This is a genomic window from Streptomyces sp. NPDC103540 (assembly GCF_055584445.1).
Window position 1 is genome coordinate 262,969 of record NZ_JBVJMA010000007.1, and the last position, 16,520, is coordinate 279,488.

Below are 16,520 nucleotides of genomic sequence, written 5' to 3' on the forward strand. Positions count from 1 at the left end.
ATCCGGCCACGCCACGGTTCGGAGGAAGCCCCAAAACCGCCTATCCGAGCGAACTGTAGGCCACTACACCCCGCAACAGCGCGTCGACGGCCTTGCGCGCGTTGCGCGCCACCGTGCTCCCGCTGCCCGAGGAGGCCGGCGCCGTGTTCACCGGCGCCGCCGCCGCGATCTGCCCGAGGACGTCGATGACCTGCTTGCACCAGCGCACGAAGTCACCGGCCGGCATCTCCGCCTCGCGCAACACCTCGTCGAGGCTCTTGTCCGAGGCCCACTGGTACGCGGCCCACGCGAAACCGAGGTCCGGCTCCCGCTGTCCCACGCCCTCGGCCTGGTTGATGCGGTGCTCCTCCTCCAGCGCGTCGAGCCGACCCCAGATGCGGACCATCTCGCCGAGCGCGGCCTTCGCCGGCCCGTTCGGCACCTTCGGCGCCACCGCGTCGTCCGACTGCCGCGCCTCGAAGACCAACGCCGAGACGCAGGCCGCCAGTTCGGCGGGGCTCAGGCCCTCCCAGACACCCTCGCGCAGACACTCCGAGGCCAGCAGGTCCAGCTCCCCGTAGAGCCGGGCGAGCCGCTTGCCGTGCACGGTGACCTCGTCCTCGCGCAGGTAGTCCAGCTCGGTGAGCAGCGCGTGGATCCGGTCGAACGTCCGGGCGATGGTGTTGGTGCGGCCCTCGATGCGCCGCTCCAGCTGCTGCGTGTCGCGCCTCAGCCGGTGGTAGCGCTCCGCCCAACGGGCGTGGTCCTCGCGCTCGTCACAGCCGTGGCAGGGGTGCGCGCGCAGCGCGGTGCGCAGCCGGGCGATCTCGCGGTCGTCGGCCGCGGCGGCCCGGCCGGGCCGGTGCCGCTCGGGGGTGAGGTGCCCGGCCTTGTTGCGCAGCGCGGTCGCCAGGTCCCGGCGAGACTGCGGCGAGCGGGCGTTGAACGTCTTCGGGATCCGCATCCGGTCCAGGGGCTCGACGGGGACCGGGAAGTCGATCGCGGCGAGTCGCTTGACCTGCCGCTCGGCGGTCAGCACCAGCGGGCGCGGGCCCTCGTGGTACTCGTACCCGCGGTGGCCGTGGACGCGGCCGGCGGGCACGCCCGGGTCCAGGACCAGCGCGAGACCGGCGAACTTGCCCGTGGGCACGTGGATGACGTCGCCCGGCTTGAGCCGCTCCAGCGCCGAGGCGGCCTGCGCCCGACGCTGGGCGGCGCCCTGCTTGGCCAGGTCGTTCTCGCGGTCCTTCAGCTCGCGGCGCAGTCGCGCGTACTCCTCGAAGTCCCCGAGGTGACAGGTCATGCCCTCCCGGTAGCCGTCGAGGCCCTCCTCGTTGCGCTGGACCTGCTTGGAGATGCCGACGACGCTGCGGTCGGCCTGGAACTGCGCGAAGGAGGTCTCCAGGAGCTCGCGGGAGCGGTGGCGCCCGAACTGCGAGACCAGGTTGACGGCCATGTTGTACGAGGGCTTGAAGCTGGACCGCAGCGGATACGTACGGGTGCCCGCGAGTCCGGCGAGCTGCACCGGGTCCATGCCCCGCTGCCACAGCACCACCGCGTGGCCCTCGACGTCGATGCCGCGCCGCCCGGCCCGGCCGGTGAGCTGCGTGTACTCGCCGGGGGTGATGTCGGCGTGCTGCTCGCCGTTCCACTTGACGAGCTTCTCCAGGATGACCGTGCGCGCGGGCATGTTGATGCCCAGGGCGAGGGTCTCGGTGGCGAAGACGGCCTTGACGAGGCCGCGGACGAACAGCTCCTCCACGACCTCCTTGAAGGTGGGCAGCATGCCGGCGTGGTGCGCGGCGATGCCCCGCTCCAGGCCTTCGAGCCATTCGTAGTAGCCGAGGACGTGCAGGTCCTCGGCGGGGATGGAGGCGGTGCGTTCCTCGACGATCTCGCGGACCTTCAGGCGGGCGGCGTCGTCGTTCAGGCGCAGGCCCGCGTACAGGCACTGCTGGACGGCGGCCTCGCAACCGGCCCGGCTGAAGATGAAGTTGATGGCCGGGAGCAGGTCGTCGCCCTCCAGACGGGCGATGACCTCGGGGCGGGCGGGGGTCCACACGCGGCTGCGGGAGCGGCGTTCGCGCTCGCGGTCGGCCTCGCGGACCATCTTGCCGCGCCGCCGGTCCTTGGGGCTGTAGCCGCGGCTGTTCTCCTCGCGGGCCATGCGCAGCAGGTCGGGGTTGACCTCGCGGCGGGCGGAGCCGCGGCCGCCGTGGTCGGACTCCTCCTCGAAGAGGTCGTAGATCCGCCGGCCCGCCATGACGTGCTGCCACAGCGGTACGGGCCGCTCCTCGGAGACGATCACCTCGGTGTCGCCGCGCACGGTGTCGAGCCAGTCGCCGAACTCCTCGGCGTTGGAGACGGTCGCGGACAGCGAGACGAGGGTGACGGACTCGGGGAGGTGGATGATCACTTCCTCCCAGACGGCGCCGCGGAAGCGGTCGGAGAGGTAGTGCACCTCGTCCATGACCACGTAGCCGAGGCCGCCGAGCGCCTGGGAGCCCGCGTAGAGCATGTTGCGCAGGACCTCGGTGGTCATCACGACCACCGGGGCGTCGCCGTTGACGCTGTTGTCGCCGGTCAGCAGGCCCACGCGGTCCGCGCCGTAGCGCTTGACGAGGTCCGCGTACTTCTGGTTCGACAGGGCCTTGATGGGTGTCGTGTAGAAGCACTTGCGGCCCTGTTGCAGGGCGAGGTGCACGGCGAACTCGCCGACGATGGTCTTGCCCGAGCCGGTCGGGGCGGCGACGAGGACGCCCTTGCCGGCCTCCAGTGCCTTGCAGGCCTCGATCTGGTACGGGTCCAGGTCGAATTCGTACATCTCGCGGAAGGGGGCCAGGGCGGTGGCCTCTTCGGCGGCGCGGATCCGGGCAGCGGCGTACCGCTCGGCGGGGGAGAGTTCTTCGGTCATCTTGCGTCGAGCCTACCCGCCGCCTCCGACAACAGTCGCGGGCATTTAAACGATCAGCCCGGGCGCGCCGGGAACGCGGAAGCGGCCGGTCGCGCGGTGTGCGCGCCCCGGCCGCTTCGGCGGTGCGTTCGACGCGGAAGACGGCTCGGCGGCCGTCCCCCCGGGCGTCACCGGTCAGGTGGCGTCGTCGTAACCGTTGATCTGTCGCCGTCCGCCGTCGGCCTGCTCGGGCAGGCTGGAGGCGGAGGGGGCCGCGTCGGGCGCGCCGACGGGTGCCGGGGTGAGGTCCACCTCGGAGGCCTCGTTGTCGTCGAGGTCGGCGTCGGGGTTGTTGCGCCGGCGCCGCCGGTCGTTGAGGAGGCAGATCCCGAGGGCGATGAAGTACAGGGCCACGATTGGGGAGGCCAGCGTCAGCATGGTCAGCGGGTCGCCGGTGGGCGTCGCGAAGGCCGCGAAGACGGTGATGCCGAGCACCATGGCGCGCCACCAGCTGCCGAGGCGCTTGGCCGTGAGGACCCCGGTGAAGTTCAGCAGGACCAGCATCAGCGGCAGCTCGAAGGCGATGCCGAAGACCACGACCATGCGCGTGACCAGGTCGAGGTAGTCGTCGACCGGCAGCAGGTTCTTGACGTGGTCGGGGGTGAAGCCGAGGAGGATCTCCGCCGTCTGCGGCAGGATCTTGTAGGCCAGGACCGCGCCCGCGAGGAAGAGGGGGGCGCCGATCGCGACGAAGCTCAGCGCGTACTTCTTCTCGCTGCGGTGCAGGCCGGGGGCGGCGAAGGCCCACAGCTGGTAGAGCCAGATCGGGGCGGAGAACACGATGCCCGAGGACAGGCCGACCTTCAGCGCGATGGAGAACGGCGCGGTGAGCCCGTTGGTGGTCATCTCGGCACAAGGGGCACCGTTGCGCTGGTGCGTGGCGCCGTTGGTGCACCCGACGGACGACAGCATCGGTTCCAGCAGGAAGTCGATGATGTCCCGGTAGAAGTAGGCCGCGACCACGGTGATGACCATGATCCCCAGGACCGACTTCAGCAGGCGGTTTCTCAGCTCACGCAGGTGCTCGACCAGCGGCATGCGCCCTTCGGCGTCCTTCGCCTGCTGGTCCTTGTTCCCCTGCTTGCGGGCAGACTTGAGCAACCCACGTCCCTTGTCTCGTTGCAGATGACTGGTGTGACGGGTGTGACCGCCGGCCGTCAGCCCTGGGTGGTGCGGTTCGGCTCGCCGACGGGACGGGCGCTGGTGACGTCACCGGGAGCGGCCTGGATGGTGCGCGGGGCGACGGGCTGCTGCGCGGCCTGGTCGGCGGCCGGAGCGGGCGCCGCGGCGTCCTCCGCCTCGCCGTCCTTCTTCATCGCCTTGGCCTCGCTCTTGAGGATGCGGGCCGACTTGCCGAGGGAGCGGGCCATCTCGGGAAGCTTCTTGGCGCCGAACAGCAGCACGATGACAGCGATGATCAGAAGGATCTCAAGGGGCTTCAGATTGCCGATCATGTAAGTCTTCCTTCTCACCGAAGCGGCTGGTTGTGGTGGCCTCGCGTAACGGACAAAGATCCGATACGCCTGACAAGGATCGTAACCCCCGAGGGTTAACGCCCGGCAATCCCCTGGGGTCCGCGCGCTTGCGCACGCCTCCTGACGGTACGGGTAGAGGCCGCCAGTTTCCATGGACGGACCATGACGGGCCTATATCCTACGGCCGCGCCGCCCGCCCCGACCGGGCCAGATCGGCGGCCGCCCGCTCCAGGTCCCCCGAGGCCTCGGTGATCCGGCGGCTGGCCTCGGCCACCTGGCCGGACAGCCGCCGCACCTCCAGGAAGACCCGTACGGCCAGTACGGAGAGGACGGCGAGCCCCAGGAACCCCAGGGCGATTGCGAGCATCGGCCACAGCATGGGAGGAGCCTAACCGGCCCGCCCTCACACGCTGCGCAGGGTGCTCACCCCGCCCCCCGTCAGCAGCTCCACGATGCGCTCACCGGCGGGTTTGCGGACGGCGGCCGCGCACCGCGGGCAGGTGAAGGAGTAGAAGGTGCTCCGTCTGCTGCCACCGATCACGAGGCGCAGCGCGTTCGCCGCCAGCTCGAAGCGGGCCCTGCACTGCGGACAGGCGGCTTTGAAGGTGACCTCGTGCGCCATCGCTCCCTCTCTCCCCGGACCCGTTCCCTGCCCTAGATCTGTTCCCCGTATCCCGCGAGTGCCTCTCGAGCGGCCTTCCGCGCGCTCTCGGCCGGCTCCGGCGGGGACACGATCCGTCCCTCGCGCCCCAGGCGCAGCGCCAGGCGGCGCAGCGAGGCGGGGTCCGGGCTGCGCAGGGTGATGCGCAGACCGCCGTCGGTCAGCTCCTCGGCGCTGTCGTGCGGGTAGTACTCGGCCACCCAGCGTCCGCCGGGCGCGACCTCGATCACCACCTGCGGGTCCTCGGCGGCCGGCTGGACCAGGCCCTCGGACAGGTCGCGGGGCTCGATCGCGGGCGGCTCGGCCCGCTCGTCCAGCAGCCGGATCTCCGCGACCCGGTCGAGGCGGAAGGTGCGCCGGGCCTCGGAGAGGTGGCACCACCCCTCCATGTAGGTGTGGCCCACCGCGAAGAGCCGGATCGGGTCGACGGTGCGCTCGGTCAGCTCGTCGCGCGCCGGGGAGTAGTAGCGCAGCCACAGCCGGCGCCGCTCGGCGATGGCCCGGTCCACGTCGGCGAAGACCCCGCCCTCCGACTCGAACGTCACCGAGAGCCGGGCGCTGGCCCCGGCCGCCTCGCCGGCGGCCGCCTCCAGCTTGGCGGTGGCGCGCAGCAGCGCGTCCCGGTCGCTCTCGCGCAGCCCCGGCAGGGTGGCCACCGCGCGGGCGGCCACCAGCAGCGCCGTCGCCTCGTCGGCGGCCAGGCGCAGCGGTTCGGCGGTGGACTCCCCCGAGGCGTCGGGGTTGCGCCACCAGATGCGCTCCCCGTCGGTGTCGATGTCGAGCAGGTCCCCGCCGCGGAAGCTGGTGCCGCACATGGGCAGCACGTCGAGGTCCGAGATCAGCTCGTCCTCGCTGATCCCGAAGGCCCGGGCGACGTCGGCGACGTGCGCACCGGGGCGCTCGCGCAGGTAGGTCACCAGGGACAGCATGCGGCGGGTCTGGTCGATGGCGTTGGCGGCCATGCTGGTACGTCTCCCCCTCGGGGCGTCGCTGTTGTTGTTCCGGTCAGCCCTGCGCGACGGCGCGCAGCCGGTCCACCACGTCGGAGCGCAGGTCGGCGGGCTCCACCACCACCACGTCCGGGCCGAACTCCACGAGCCAGGCGTCGAGCCCGTGCCCGTAGGGGATCTCCAGCTCGTCCCAGCCGTCGACGCCCTCGCGCACGGTCGTGGCCTTGGCCCGCAGCGGGTACCCGGCCCCGGCCCGCAGCCGGATCAGCGCCGAGCGCTGCGCGCCCTCCCCGGCCCAGCTCGCCACGGTCTCCCGTACGGTCACCACGTCCGGCACCTCGGCCGTGTAGCGGCCCGCCCGGGAGCGGACCTTGCCGGTGATCCGCGAGAGGCGGAACACCCGCTCCGCCCCGCGGTCGCGGTCGTAGCCCGCCAGGTACCAGTGGCCGCGCCAGCACTCCAGCGCCCACGGCTCGACCTGTCGGGTCTCGGGGCGGGCCGCGTTGGAGCGGCGGTAGTCGAAGACCACGGGCCGGCGGTCGCGGCAGGCCAGCATGAGGGGCTCGAACGCCGCCTCGTGGACGGGGATGCGCGGCTCGATGGCGCTGTGCTGGCCCTCGTAGGGGTCCCCGGCCTCCGGCATCCCGCCGGCCCGCAGCTTCTGCAGGGCGCCGCTGGCCGCGCCCGCCAGCCGGGCCTGCTGCCACACCTTGGCCGCCAGCCCCAGGGCGGCGGCCTCCTCCGCGTCCAGGGAGACCGGCGGCAGCCGGTTGCTGTCCCGGCGCGCCAGGTAGCCGGTCTCGCCCTCCAGGTTCTCCACGGTCTCGATCACCAGACCGAGCTCCCGCAGATCGTCCTTGTCCCGCTCGAACATGCGGTTGAAGGACTCGTCGTTGCCGGCTTCCATGTAGGCCTCGATGGATCCGCGCAGCTCGCGCTTGCTGAGGGGACGACGGGTCCCCAACAGACACAGCGCCAGATTCATCAGCCGCTCGGCCTTGGCAATCGCCATCGACGCCATTCCCCCCGCTTCTCGACGCACACGCTCGTTGACCGTTGACCGTACCGCCCCCGCGGTCCCCGACAAAAGCGAGGGCCCCCGCCTCACGGCGGGGGCCCTCGACGCACGGCGGCCCTGGATCAGGCGGCCATCAGGTCACAGACGAAGATCAGCGTCTCGCCCGGGGCGATCGCGCCGCCCGCGCCGCGGTCGCCGTAGGCGAGGTGGGCCGGGATCGTCAGCTTGCGACGGCCGCCGACCTTCATGCCCTGGATGCCCTGGTCCCAGCCCGCGATGACGCGGCCGGCACCGAGCGGGAACTGCAGCGCGGAGCCGCGGTTCCAGGAGGCGTCGAACTCCTCGCCGGTGGAGAACGCGACACCCACGTAGTGGACGGAGACCATGGCACCGGCCTTGGCCTCGGCGCCGTCACCCACCCAGATGTCCTCGATGACCAGGTCGGTGGGGACCGGACCCTCGGGGAAGTCGATCTCGGGCTTCTCGAGCTTGTCGCTCACGGAACTGCTCCTCAAAACTGATGGGACAACCGGGACAGTCTTACATCACCGTGAGGATGTCGAGGCTGAAGACCAGCGTGGAGTTCGCCGGGATCGTGCCCTGCTCCTTGTCCCCGAAGCCCTGGTCCGGCGGGATGACCAGCAGGATCCGGCTGCCGGCCTTCTTGCCGAGCATGCCCTCCTTGAGGCCCTTCACCGACAGCTCCGCCATCGGCCAGGTCACCGTCGTGTCGGTGGCGTACGTGCTCTCGAAGGTCTTGTCGTCCTTCCACGTCTTGCCGTTGAACTTGACCACGACGTTGTCGGTGTCCTTGATCACCGGGCCGTCGCCCTCGATCACGTAGTTCGAGACCAGCTTGGTCGGCGCCGCCGTGTCCTTCGGAACCTCGACGGAGACCTCCTTGCCGTCCGTGTTGGTGCCGACCTTCGGCAGCGCCTTGTCGTCCTGCGGGACCTCCTTGCCCTTGGCCGAGGCCGGGATGGTGGCACCCTTGACGATGTCGACGACGAACACCAGCGTCGCGTTCGGCTTGATCTTGTCGCCGGAACCCTGCGCTCCGTAACCCAGCTCCGGCGGGATCACCAGCTCCAGGCGGCTGCCGACCTTCTGGCCCTCCAGGCCCTGGTCCCACCCCTTGATGACGGCGCCCGCGCCGATCGTCACGTCGAAGGTCTTGCCCCGTCCGAAGCTGGCGTCGAACGGCTCCTTGCCGTCCCACACCTGACCCGAGTAGTTGACCTGGGCGACGTCGCCCTTCTTCAGCACCGGGCCGCTGCCCTCGCTGATGACCTCCACCTTCAGTTCCTTGGGAGGCTCGCCCTTGCCCTGCGACAGGGTCGGGGTCTCCCCGAACTTGGCGCCCTTCGTGATCGCGGGCACCCCGTTCTTCATCTGGGCGGAGTCGGAGCCGCTGTCGTCACCGCACGCCGCCGTGGACAGCAGCAGAAGGGGGACGACAATCAGGCCGGCAAGTCGGCGCACGTGTTCCTCAGATCTCAGACGGCAAGACGGTCCTCGCCACTCTAAGGCGTGACAAGGGCCCCGTACGAGATACGAACGGGGCCCCGGCCGAGATCCACACCGTGTCACGCGCCCGCGGGCACGTTCACGGCTACATGCCCGCGATCAACTTCTCCACCCGGTCGTCGACCGACCGGAACGGGTCCTTGCACAGCACCGTGCGCTGCGCCTGGTCGTTCAGCTTCAGGTGCACCCAGTCGACGGTGAAGTCCCGCCGCTGCTCCTGCGCCCGCCGGATGAAGTCACCGCGCAGCCTGGCCCGTGTCGTCTGCGGGGGCACCGACTTGCCCTCGAAGATCTTCAGGTCGTTGCAGATCCGCGCCGCCTGCCCCTTGCGCTCCAGCAGGTAGTACAGCCCGCGCCGGCGGTGGATGTCGTGGTAGGCGAGGTCTATCTGCGCGACGCGCGGATTGGACATCGTCATGTTGTGCTTGGCCCGGTACCGCTCGATCAGCTGGTACTTCATCACCCAGTCGATCTCCGTGCCGATCCGGTCCAGGTCCTCCGCCTCGACCGCGTCGAGGGTGCGGCCCCACAGCTCCAGCACCTGCTCGACGACCCCGGTACGGATCCCCCGCCGCTCGGCGAAGTCCAGGGCCTTCTCGTAGTACTCCCGCTGGATCTCCAGCGCGGACGCCTCGCGCCCGCTGGCCAGGCGCACCTTGCGCTGCCCCGTGATGTCGTGGCTGACCTCCCGGATCGCCCGGATCGGGTTCTCCAGCGTCAGGTCGCGCATCACCGTGCCCGCCTCGATCATGCGCAGCACGAGGTCGGTGGCGCCGACCTTCAGCAGCATCGTGGTCTCGGACATGTTCGAGTCCCCCACGATGACGTGGAGGCGCCGGTAGCGCTCCGCGTCCGCGTGCGGCTCGTCGCGCGTGTTGATGATCGGCCGCGACCGGGTCGTCGCGGAGCTCACGCCCTCCCAGATGTGCTCGGCCCGCTGGCTGACGCAGTAGACCGCGCCCCGGGGGGTCTGGAGCACCTTGCCCGCGCCGCAGATCAGCTGCCGCGTGACGAGGAAGGGGATCAGGATGTCCGCCAGACGGGAGAATTCACCGTGCCGCGCCACGAGGTAGTTCTCGTGGCAGCCGTACGAATTCCCCGCCGAGTCGGTGTTGTTCTTGAACAGGTAGACGTCGCCCGCGATTCCCTCCTCGTGCAGGCGACGTTCGGCGTCGACCAGCAGGCCTTCGAGAATGCGCTCGCCGGCCTTGTCGTGGGTGACCAGTTCGGTCAGGTTGTCGCATTCGGGAGTTGCGTATTCCGGATGCGATCCCACGTCCAGGTACAGGCGGGCGCCGTTCCGCAGGAAGACATTGCTGCTGCGGCCCCATGACACGACACGGCGGAAGAGGTAGCGCGCCACTTCGTCAGGAGACAGTCGGCGCTGTCCCCTGAACGTGCACGTGACGCCGTACTCGTTCTCCAGCCCGAAAATGCGGCGGTCCATGACTGAACATTACGCCTTCTGCCCTCTTCTGAAACCGGGTTCGAGAAGGCGTTCCGATCGGATTCCGCGCGTCGGCCGCGCGCGGGCCCCCGCGGACCCGCGCCCGGACCCCCGCGGACCCGCCGCGCCGAGCCCTACGAACCCTCCGCGACGGCCGCCTTCGAGCCCTGCGCGGCCGCGTCCGACGGCGCCCCCGCACCGCCCGCGACGGCCACGCCGCGCCCACCGCCGGACAGCGCCCGCTGAGTCCCCATCAGGACCGCCCACGCCGCCACGCCCGCGCCGACCGCCACCGCGAAACCGGCCGGGACCCCGCCCAGTTCCACCGCGGGGCCCGCCGCCGCCGTACCGATGGCCGCGCCCACGCCGAAGAAGGTCACCAGCCAGGAGAAGGCCTCGGTCACCGTCCCCACCGGGGCGTGCCGGTCCACCACGATGAAGGCGCACGCCAACGAGGGAGCCAGGAACACGCCCGCCAACGAGCCCAGCAGCACCATCGCCACCGGACCCACCGTCAGCACAAGCGGCACGTAACACACCGCCAGCAGACCCACGAGCACCCGCAGGCGCCGCTCCGGCGCGCCCGCCCACTGCCGCGCGCCGTAGGTCACGCCGCCCAGCAGCGCGCCCAGCCCCAGCGCCGCCATCAGCCAGCCGTACACCGCCTGGCCGCCGTTGCGGTCCGCGTAGGCCACACCGGCGACCGTGATCGAGCCCAGCGCCATGCCCACGAAGAAGAACGCGCCCAGCAGCGCCAGCAGACCCCGCGAGCGCAGCGCGCCCAGCCAGTGCGCCTCGCGCGGCGCGGAACGCCACGTGCGCGAGGGCTCCGACACCACCACCGACAGCGCGCCCAGCACCCCGAGCGCGTTCAGCGCGAGCAGGGCCACCGCGGGCGACCACAGGGCCACGAAGAGCGTCACCAGCAGCGGACCGACCGTGTACATGATCTCCTGGGCCACCGCGTCCATCGCGTACGCGGCGTGCACCCGCTCCTGCTTCCCGCCCAGCACGCTCGGCCACAGCGCCCGCAGGCCGCCCTCCAGGGGAGGCGTGAACAGGCCCGCGACCAGCACGGCCGCGTAGGCCACGCCGACCGAGTCCGTCCCCGCCAGCGCCAGCCACACCATGCCCAGCGCCGAGATCACCGCGGACGGCAGCTGCACCCGCGGCTGCCCGTACAGGTCCACCGCCCGGCCCAGCAGCGGCTGACCCACCGCGTTCGCCAGCCCGTACGCCGCCGCGAGCGCGCCCGCGAGGGTGTAGGAGCCGCCCTCCGCGCGGGTGAACAGCACGATCGCCACCGGGCCCGTGCCGTTCGGCAGCCGCCCGATCAGCGTGCCCGCCAACAAGCGCGCGGCGTGCCGGGTCCTGAGCAGCTCCGCGTATCCCGCGGCCATGTCCCGCCCCTTTCTGCCCGGACCAGCCGGAGTAATACGTATAACGTGACCCGTCATACGTACCATGGCGACAGCCCACCGTCCACCCGGCCCGACCGCCACACCCCCTCCCACCTCGGACTTCAGGAGCACGCTGTGACGAGACCCACCAGCCGCGACGTCGCCGGCGCCGCCGGAGTCTCCCAGGCCACCGTCTCCCTCGTCCTCGGCGACAAATGGCGCGGCCGCGTCTCCGAACGCACCGCCGCCCTCGTCCGCGAAGCCGCCGCCGACCTCGGCTACCGCCCCAACCTCGCCGCCCGCAACCTGCGCCTGGGCAGCACCCGCACCGCCCTCCTCGTCGTCCCCGCCCTCACCAACGAGTTCTTCGCCCGCGTCTACACCGGCGCTGCCCGCGTCGCCGCGGAACACGGCTTCGGCGTCGTCCTCTACCCCTCCCCCGACGGCACCGGCCCCGCCCGCGACCCCTTCGCCTCAGCCCGCGCAGCCCTCGACGGAGTCATCGCCTCCTCCATGGCCGCCGCCGCCCTCGACGCCATCGGCGGCGACGACCTCCCCCTCGTCATGCTCGACAGCGACCCCGCCGCCCCCGGCCCCGCCGCCCACGTCAACCTCGACATGCCCGACGGCGTGCGCCAGACCGCCCACCACCTCCTCGACCTCGGCCACCGCGACTTCCTCCACCTCGCCTCGGCCGTCGACACCTGGACCTTCCACATCCGCGCCCGCGCCCTCGCCGAACTCCTCGACACCACCGCGCGGCTGCGCACCGTCCGCTCCGCCCTCACCGTCGACGCCGCCCGCACCGCCATGGAGAGCGCCCTCGCCGACCCGGCGACCCGCCCCACCGCCGTCGTCTGCGACGACGACATCCTCGCCGCCGGCGCCTGCAAGGCGGCCCGCCGCCTCGGCCTGCGCATCCCCGAGGACCTCTCCGTCACCGGCATCGACGACCTGGCCCTCGCCACCGCCGTCGAACCCGAGCTCACCACCGTGCGCCTCCCCGCCGAACACGTCGGCGAACAGGGCATGAGGGCCCTCCTGACCGTCCTGGACGGCTCCCCCTGGACCGCCCCCGACCTCCCCGTCGAGCTCGTCGTCCGCGGCTCCACCGGCCCCGCCCCGACCCCCTGAGCCCCCGGCCCCCGCCGACCGCCCACGGGCACGCGAGAGCCCCGGCCCGCACACGGCGGACCGGGGCTCCCCCGACACACGGGCGGACGCGCGGCTACTGCGCGTCGTCCTCCGGGACCTCGTCGTTCGAGACGGCATCGGCCTGCGCCGCCGCCGGCACGTCCGCCTCCAGCAGCCGCGACAGCTGCCGACCCCGGATCCGCTTGAACTTGCGCTGCTGCGCGCGCGTGCGGTCCAGCACCGCGACCTCCAGCCGCTCCGCCGGGATCGTCTTGTCCGCCCCGTTGGCCTGGCTGGACAGCGCCTGCACCGCCAGCTTCAGGGCCTCCGACAGCGTCATCCCGTCCTGGTGGCGCTGGTCGAGGTAGGTGCTGATCTGCTCGGCGTTGCCGCCGACCGCGACCGAACCGTGCTCGTCCACGATCGACCCGTCGTGCGGGAGCCGGTAGATCTGGTCCCCGGCCGCCGTCGCGCCGACCTCCGCCACGACCAGCTCCACCTCGTACGGCTTCTCGCCGGCCGAGGAGAAGATCGTGCCGAGGGTCTGCGCGTAGACGTTGGCCAGACCGCGGGCCGTCACGTCGTCACGGTCGTAGGTGTATCCGCGCAGATCGGCGTAGCGCACGCCGCCGATCCGCAGGTTCTCGTACTCGTTGTACTTGCCGGCGGCCGCGAAGCCGATCCGGTCGTAGATCTCGCTGAACTTGTGCAGCGCGCGGGACGGGTTCTCGCCGACGAACACGATGCCGTCGGCGTACTGGAGCACGACGAGGCTGCGGCCTCGGGCGATGCCCTTCCGGGCGTATTCCGCCCGGTCGGCCATGGCCTGTTGGGGTGAAACGTAGAACGGAGTCGACACCGGCTTTCCGTCCCTTTCTTCTGGGCGACGAGAGGAGTGGTCAGAGCAGGGCGGCGCGCGGTCCGTCGGGCTCCTGGAGCCGACGGTCCGTCACCTTGCGGGCGAGCGCCTGCGACTCGTCCTCGTCCAGCCTGCGGAAGCCCTCGTCGGTGATGACGGTGACGATGGGGTAGATGTGGCGGTACAGGTCCGGCCCACCGGTCGCCGAGTCGTCGTCGGCCGCGTCGTACAGCGCCTGCACGACGAGGGTGGTGGCCTGGTCCTCCGTCAGGTCGGGGCGGTACAGCTTCTTCATCGAGCCCCGGGCGAAGATCGAGCCGGAACCGGTGGCGGCGTAACCGTGCTCCTCGGAGCGGCCGCCGGTCACGTCGTAGGAGAAGATCCGGCCCTTCTCCTTGGCCTCGTCGTAGCCCGCGAAGAGCGGGACCACGGCCAGGCCCTGCATCGCCATCCCCAGATTGCTCCGGATCATGGTCGACAGGCGGTTCGCCTTGCCCTCCAGTGAAAGGGTCGCCCCCTCCACCTTCTCGAAGTGCTCCAGCTCCAGCTGGAACAGCTTCACCATCTCCACCGCCAGACCGGCGGTGCCCGCGATGCCGACGGCGGAGTACTCGTCGGCCGGGAACACCTTCTCGATGTCCCGCTGCGCGATCATGTTGCCCATGGTCGCGCGCCGGTCACCGGCGAGCACGACGCCGCCGGGGAAGGTCGCGGCGACGATGGTCGTCCCGTGCGGCGCCTCGACGATCCCGTCCGGCAGCCTGCGGTTGCCGGGCAGCATCTCGGGCGCGTGCGCGCCCAGGAAGTCCATGAAGGACGACGATCCCGGCGTCAGGAAGGCTGCCGGTAGACGCCCTGTGCCACGAGTGTTGGGTTCCACAGGTTTCCTTCCACGTAAGCGGCTGCACGCCGGATGACGTCCTGCCGATCTTGAACTACGCCCCGGACCCTACCGCCCGACGACCGTGACCCACAGGGCTCGCCCGACGGCGTACGGCGACGCTCGTCGTCGTACGCCGCGACGCGATCACGACATCGGGCCGGGGCCCGTCCCGGCGGTTGCGGTCCGCCGGAAACCCGCTTCGAGATGAAGCCGGACCTTCGATCCGAAGGCCGTATGGCCTTACTGGCCACCCTTTTGCACGAAGGAGCGCACGAAGTCCTCGGCGTTCTCCTCGAGTACGTCATCGATTTCGTCGAGAACCGAGTCGACGTCGTCCGAGAGCTTCTCCTGCCGCTCCTTGAGGTCGGACTGCGCCTCGGCGGCCTGCTCCTCGACCTCTTCGGTCGAGCGCGTCGCCTTCTGCTGTCCGCCGCCGGTGTCCTTGGTCGCCATGTCTACCTCACCCCGCTCGGTTCGCACGCTCACGTGGAAGGACCCCGGGATTCGGGATCCCTCAAGATCAGACCCTACTTCGGACCCTACAAGGAGGGCCCGACATTCGTCCCCGCAGTTGTTCAAAAACGACCGGTGCGAAGTCCGGTCCTCCTCATGATTCCCGGGCCGGGGCCCTTTCAGGCCCCGAAGGCGGCGCTCACTGTCCCGAAAGCACCCGCACCAGGTCCTCGGCCGTGCGACAGCGGTCCAGGAGCTCCTTGACGTGGTTGCGGGTGCCCCGCAGCGGCTCCAGCGTCGGGACCCGCTGGAGCGAGTCGCGGCCCGGCAGGTCGAAGATCACCGAGTCCCAGGAGGCCGCGGCCACGTCGTCCGCGTACTGCTCCAGGCAGCGGCCCCGGAAGTACGCCCGGGTGTCCTCCGGGGGCTTGCTCTCGGCCCGCTCGACCGCCGACTCCTCCAGGAGCCTGCGCATCTTCCCGCGGGCCACCAGACGGTTGTACAGCCCCTTCTCGGGCCGTACGTCGGAGTACTGCAGGTCCACGAGGTGCAGCCGGGCCGCGTCCCACTCCAGCCCGTCCCGCCTCCGGTAGCCCTCCAGGATCTCCCGCTTCGCGATCCAGTCGAGCTCTCCCGACAGGCTCATCGGGTCGGTCTCCAGCCGGCCGAGCACGTCCTCCCAGCGGGACAGCACGTCCTTGGTCTGCTCGTCCGCGTCGGCGCCGAAACGCTCGTCGACGTACTTCCTGGCCAGCTCGAAGTACTCCATCTGGAGTTGTACGGCGGTCAGGGTGCGCCCGCTGCGCAGCGTGATCAGGTGCTGGAGGTCGGGGTCGTGGGAGACCTGGTGCAGGGTGCGCACCGGCTGGTCGACGGCGAGGTCGACGTTGATGAACCCGTCCTCGATCATCGACAGGACGAGCGCGGTGGTGCCCAGCTTGAGGTAGGTCGAGATCTCGGAGAGGTTGGCGTCTCCGATGATCACGTGGAGGCGCCGGTACTTCTCGGCGTCGGAGTGGGGCTCGTCGCGGGTGTTGATGATGGGGCGCTTGAGGGTGGTCTCCAGACCGACCTCGACCTCGAAGTAGTCGGCGCGCTGGCTGATCTGGAAGCCGTGCTCGCGGCCGTCCTGGCCGATGCCGACGCGGCCGGCGCCGGTGACGACCTGGCGGGAGACGAAGAAGGGCGTCAGGTGGCGCACGATGTCCGAGAAGGGGGTCTCCCGCTTCATCAGGTAGTTCTCGTGCGTGCCGTAGGAGGCGCCCTTGTTGTCGGTGTTGTTCTTGTAGAGGTGGATCGGCTGGGCCCCGGGCAGCTGGGCGGCCCGTTCGGCGGCCTCGGCCATGATCCGTTCGCCGGCCTTGTCCCAGAGGACGGCGTCCAGCGGGTTGGTGATCTCCGGCGAGCTGTACTCGGGGTGGGCGTGGTCGACGTAGAGCCGGGCTCCGTTGGTCAGGATGACGTTGGCGAGGCCGATGTCCTCGTCGGTGAGCTGACTGCTGTCGGCGGCCTCGCGGGCGAGGTCGAAGCCGCGGGCGTCCCGCAGCGGATTCTCCTCCTCGAAGTCCCAGCGGGCGCGTCGCGCCCGGTGCATCGCCGCCGCGTAGGCGTTGACGATCTGGGACGAGGTGAGCATGGCATTGGCGTTCGGGTGTCCCGGGACGGAGATCCCGTACTCCGTCTCGATTCCCATTACTCGCCGTACGGTCATGCGGCCCTCCTTGCCCGGCGGCGCTCCCGTTCGGGGCGGCGCTCAAGTACCGCTGGTGCTCCGGTGCGTC

General features: G+C 71.0%; 16 protein-coding genes. 1 reads left to right on the top strand and 15 read right to left on the bottom strand.

The window, feature by feature from the left end; genetic code table 11:
- Positions 1 to 40: 40 nt before the first annotated feature.
- From ACZ6ZI_RS19125 to ACZ6ZI_RS19175, 11 genes are all read right to left on the bottom strand, one after another.
- Complete coding sequence (locus ACZ6ZI_RS19125) at positions 41 to 2,893, bottom strand: DEAD/DEAH box helicase (protein WP_363061109.1); 2,853 nt, start codon at positions 2,891 to 2,893, stop codon at positions 41 to 43.
- Positions 2,894 to 3,067: 174 nt separating this feature from the next.
- The gene (tatC, locus tag ACZ6ZI_RS19130) at positions 3,068 to 4,033 is read right to left on the bottom strand and encodes a twin-arginine translocase subunit TatC (RefSeq protein ID WP_469522095.1); all 966 of its coding nucleotides are present in this window, start codon (positions 4,031 to 4,033) and stop codon (positions 3,068 to 3,070) included.
- A gap of 56 nt (positions 4,034 to 4,089) precedes the next feature.
- Positions 4,090 to 4,386 carry a Sec-independent protein translocase subunit TatA gene (tatA, locus tag ACZ6ZI_RS19135; protein WP_363061113.1) on the bottom strand — a complete coding sequence of 99 codons (297 nt, stop codon included), beginning with the start codon at positions 4,384 to 4,386 and terminating at the stop codon, positions 4,090 to 4,092.
- Between the two features lie 199 nt (positions 4,387 to 4,585).
- On the bottom strand, positions 4,586 to 4,786 hold the full coding sequence (locus ACZ6ZI_RS19140; RefSeq protein ID WP_363061115.1) for a hypothetical protein: 201 nt from the start codon (positions 4,784 to 4,786) through the stop codon (positions 4,586 to 4,588).
- A 24-nt stretch (positions 4,787 to 4,810) separates the two neighbouring features.
- The gene (locus tag ACZ6ZI_RS19145; RefSeq protein WP_469522099.1) at positions 4,811 to 5,029 is read right to left on the bottom strand and encodes a hypothetical protein; all 219 of its coding nucleotides are present in this window, start codon (positions 5,027 to 5,029) and stop codon (positions 4,811 to 4,813) included.
- A gap of 32 nt (positions 5,030 to 5,061) precedes the next feature.
- Positions 5,062 to 6,030: a helix-turn-helix transcriptional regulator gene (locus tag ACZ6ZI_RS19150; RefSeq protein WP_363061119.1), complete on the bottom strand. Its 969-nt coding sequence runs from the start codon at positions 6,028 to 6,030 to the stop codon at positions 5,062 to 5,064.
- Between the two features lie 43 nt (positions 6,031 to 6,073).
- The gene (locus ACZ6ZI_RS19155) at positions 6,074 to 7,030 is read right to left on the bottom strand and encodes a helix-turn-helix transcriptional regulator (RefSeq protein WP_363061121.1); all 957 of its coding nucleotides are present in this window, start codon (positions 7,028 to 7,030) and stop codon (positions 6,074 to 6,076) included.
- A gap of 128 nt (positions 7,031 to 7,158) precedes the next feature.
- On the bottom strand, positions 7,159 to 7,536 hold the full coding sequence (locus ACZ6ZI_RS19160; RefSeq protein WP_363061123.1) for an FKBP-type peptidyl-prolyl cis-trans isomerase: 378 nt from the start codon (positions 7,534 to 7,536) through the stop codon (positions 7,159 to 7,161).
- A gap of 40 nt (positions 7,537 to 7,576) precedes the next feature.
- Entirely contained in the window at positions 7,577 to 8,518 is a 942-nt protein-coding gene (locus ACZ6ZI_RS19165; protein ID WP_363061125.1) for an FKBP-type peptidyl-prolyl cis-trans isomerase, read from the bottom strand.
- Positions 8,519 to 8,648: 130 nt separating this feature from the next.
- Positions 8,649 to 10,010 carry a Pup--protein ligase gene (gene pafA, locus ACZ6ZI_RS19170; protein ID WP_363061127.1) on the bottom strand — a complete coding sequence of 454 codons (1,362 nt, stop codon included), beginning with the start codon at positions 10,008 to 10,010 and terminating at the stop codon, positions 8,649 to 8,651.
- Positions 10,011 to 10,144: 134 nt separating this feature from the next.
- Positions 10,145 to 11,410, bottom strand: a complete 1,266-nt coding sequence (locus ACZ6ZI_RS19175) for an MFS transporter (protein WP_469522103.1) — start codon at positions 11,408 to 11,410, stop codon at positions 10,145 to 10,147.
- A gap of 135 nt (positions 11,411 to 11,545) precedes the next feature.
- On the opposite strand from ACZ6ZI_RS19175, the gene ACZ6ZI_RS19180 reads away from it, so the two are divergent.
- Positions 11,546 to 12,544 (top strand): LacI family DNA-binding transcriptional regulator, encoded by a 999-nt coding sequence (locus ACZ6ZI_RS19180; RefSeq protein ID WP_469522106.1) that lies wholly within the window; start codon positions 11,546 to 11,548, stop codon positions 12,542 to 12,544.
- Positions 12,545 to 12,638: 94 nt separating this feature from the next.
- Here the strand turns inward: ACZ6ZI_RS19180 and prcA are convergent, their stop codons facing one another.
- The 4 genes from prcA to dop all read right to left on the bottom strand — a co-directional run bounded on the left by prcA (position 12,639) and on the right by dop (position 16,450).
- On the bottom strand, positions 12,639 to 13,403 hold the full coding sequence (prcA, locus tag ACZ6ZI_RS19185; protein ID WP_363061133.1) for a proteasome subunit alpha: 765 nt from the start codon (positions 13,401 to 13,403) through the stop codon (positions 12,639 to 12,641).
- A 40-nt stretch (positions 13,404 to 13,443) separates the two neighbouring features.
- Positions 13,444 to 14,283, bottom strand: coding sequence for a proteasome subunit beta (gene prcB, locus ACZ6ZI_RS19190; RefSeq protein WP_469522109.1), 840 nt, complete (start codon positions 14,281 to 14,283; stop codon positions 13,444 to 13,446).
- Between the two features lie 243 nt (positions 14,284 to 14,526).
- Positions 14,527 to 14,739 carry a ubiquitin-like protein Pup gene (locus ACZ6ZI_RS19195; protein WP_042803062.1) on the bottom strand — a complete coding sequence of 71 codons (213 nt, stop codon included), beginning with the start codon at positions 14,737 to 14,739 and terminating at the stop codon, positions 14,527 to 14,529.
- A gap of 199 nt (positions 14,740 to 14,938) precedes the next feature.
- Positions 14,939 to 16,450, bottom strand: coding sequence for a depupylase/deamidase Dop (gene dop / locus ACZ6ZI_RS19200; RefSeq protein ID WP_363061135.1), 1,512 nt, complete (start codon positions 16,448 to 16,450; stop codon positions 14,939 to 14,941).
- Positions 16,451 to 16,520 lie beyond the last annotated feature (70 nt).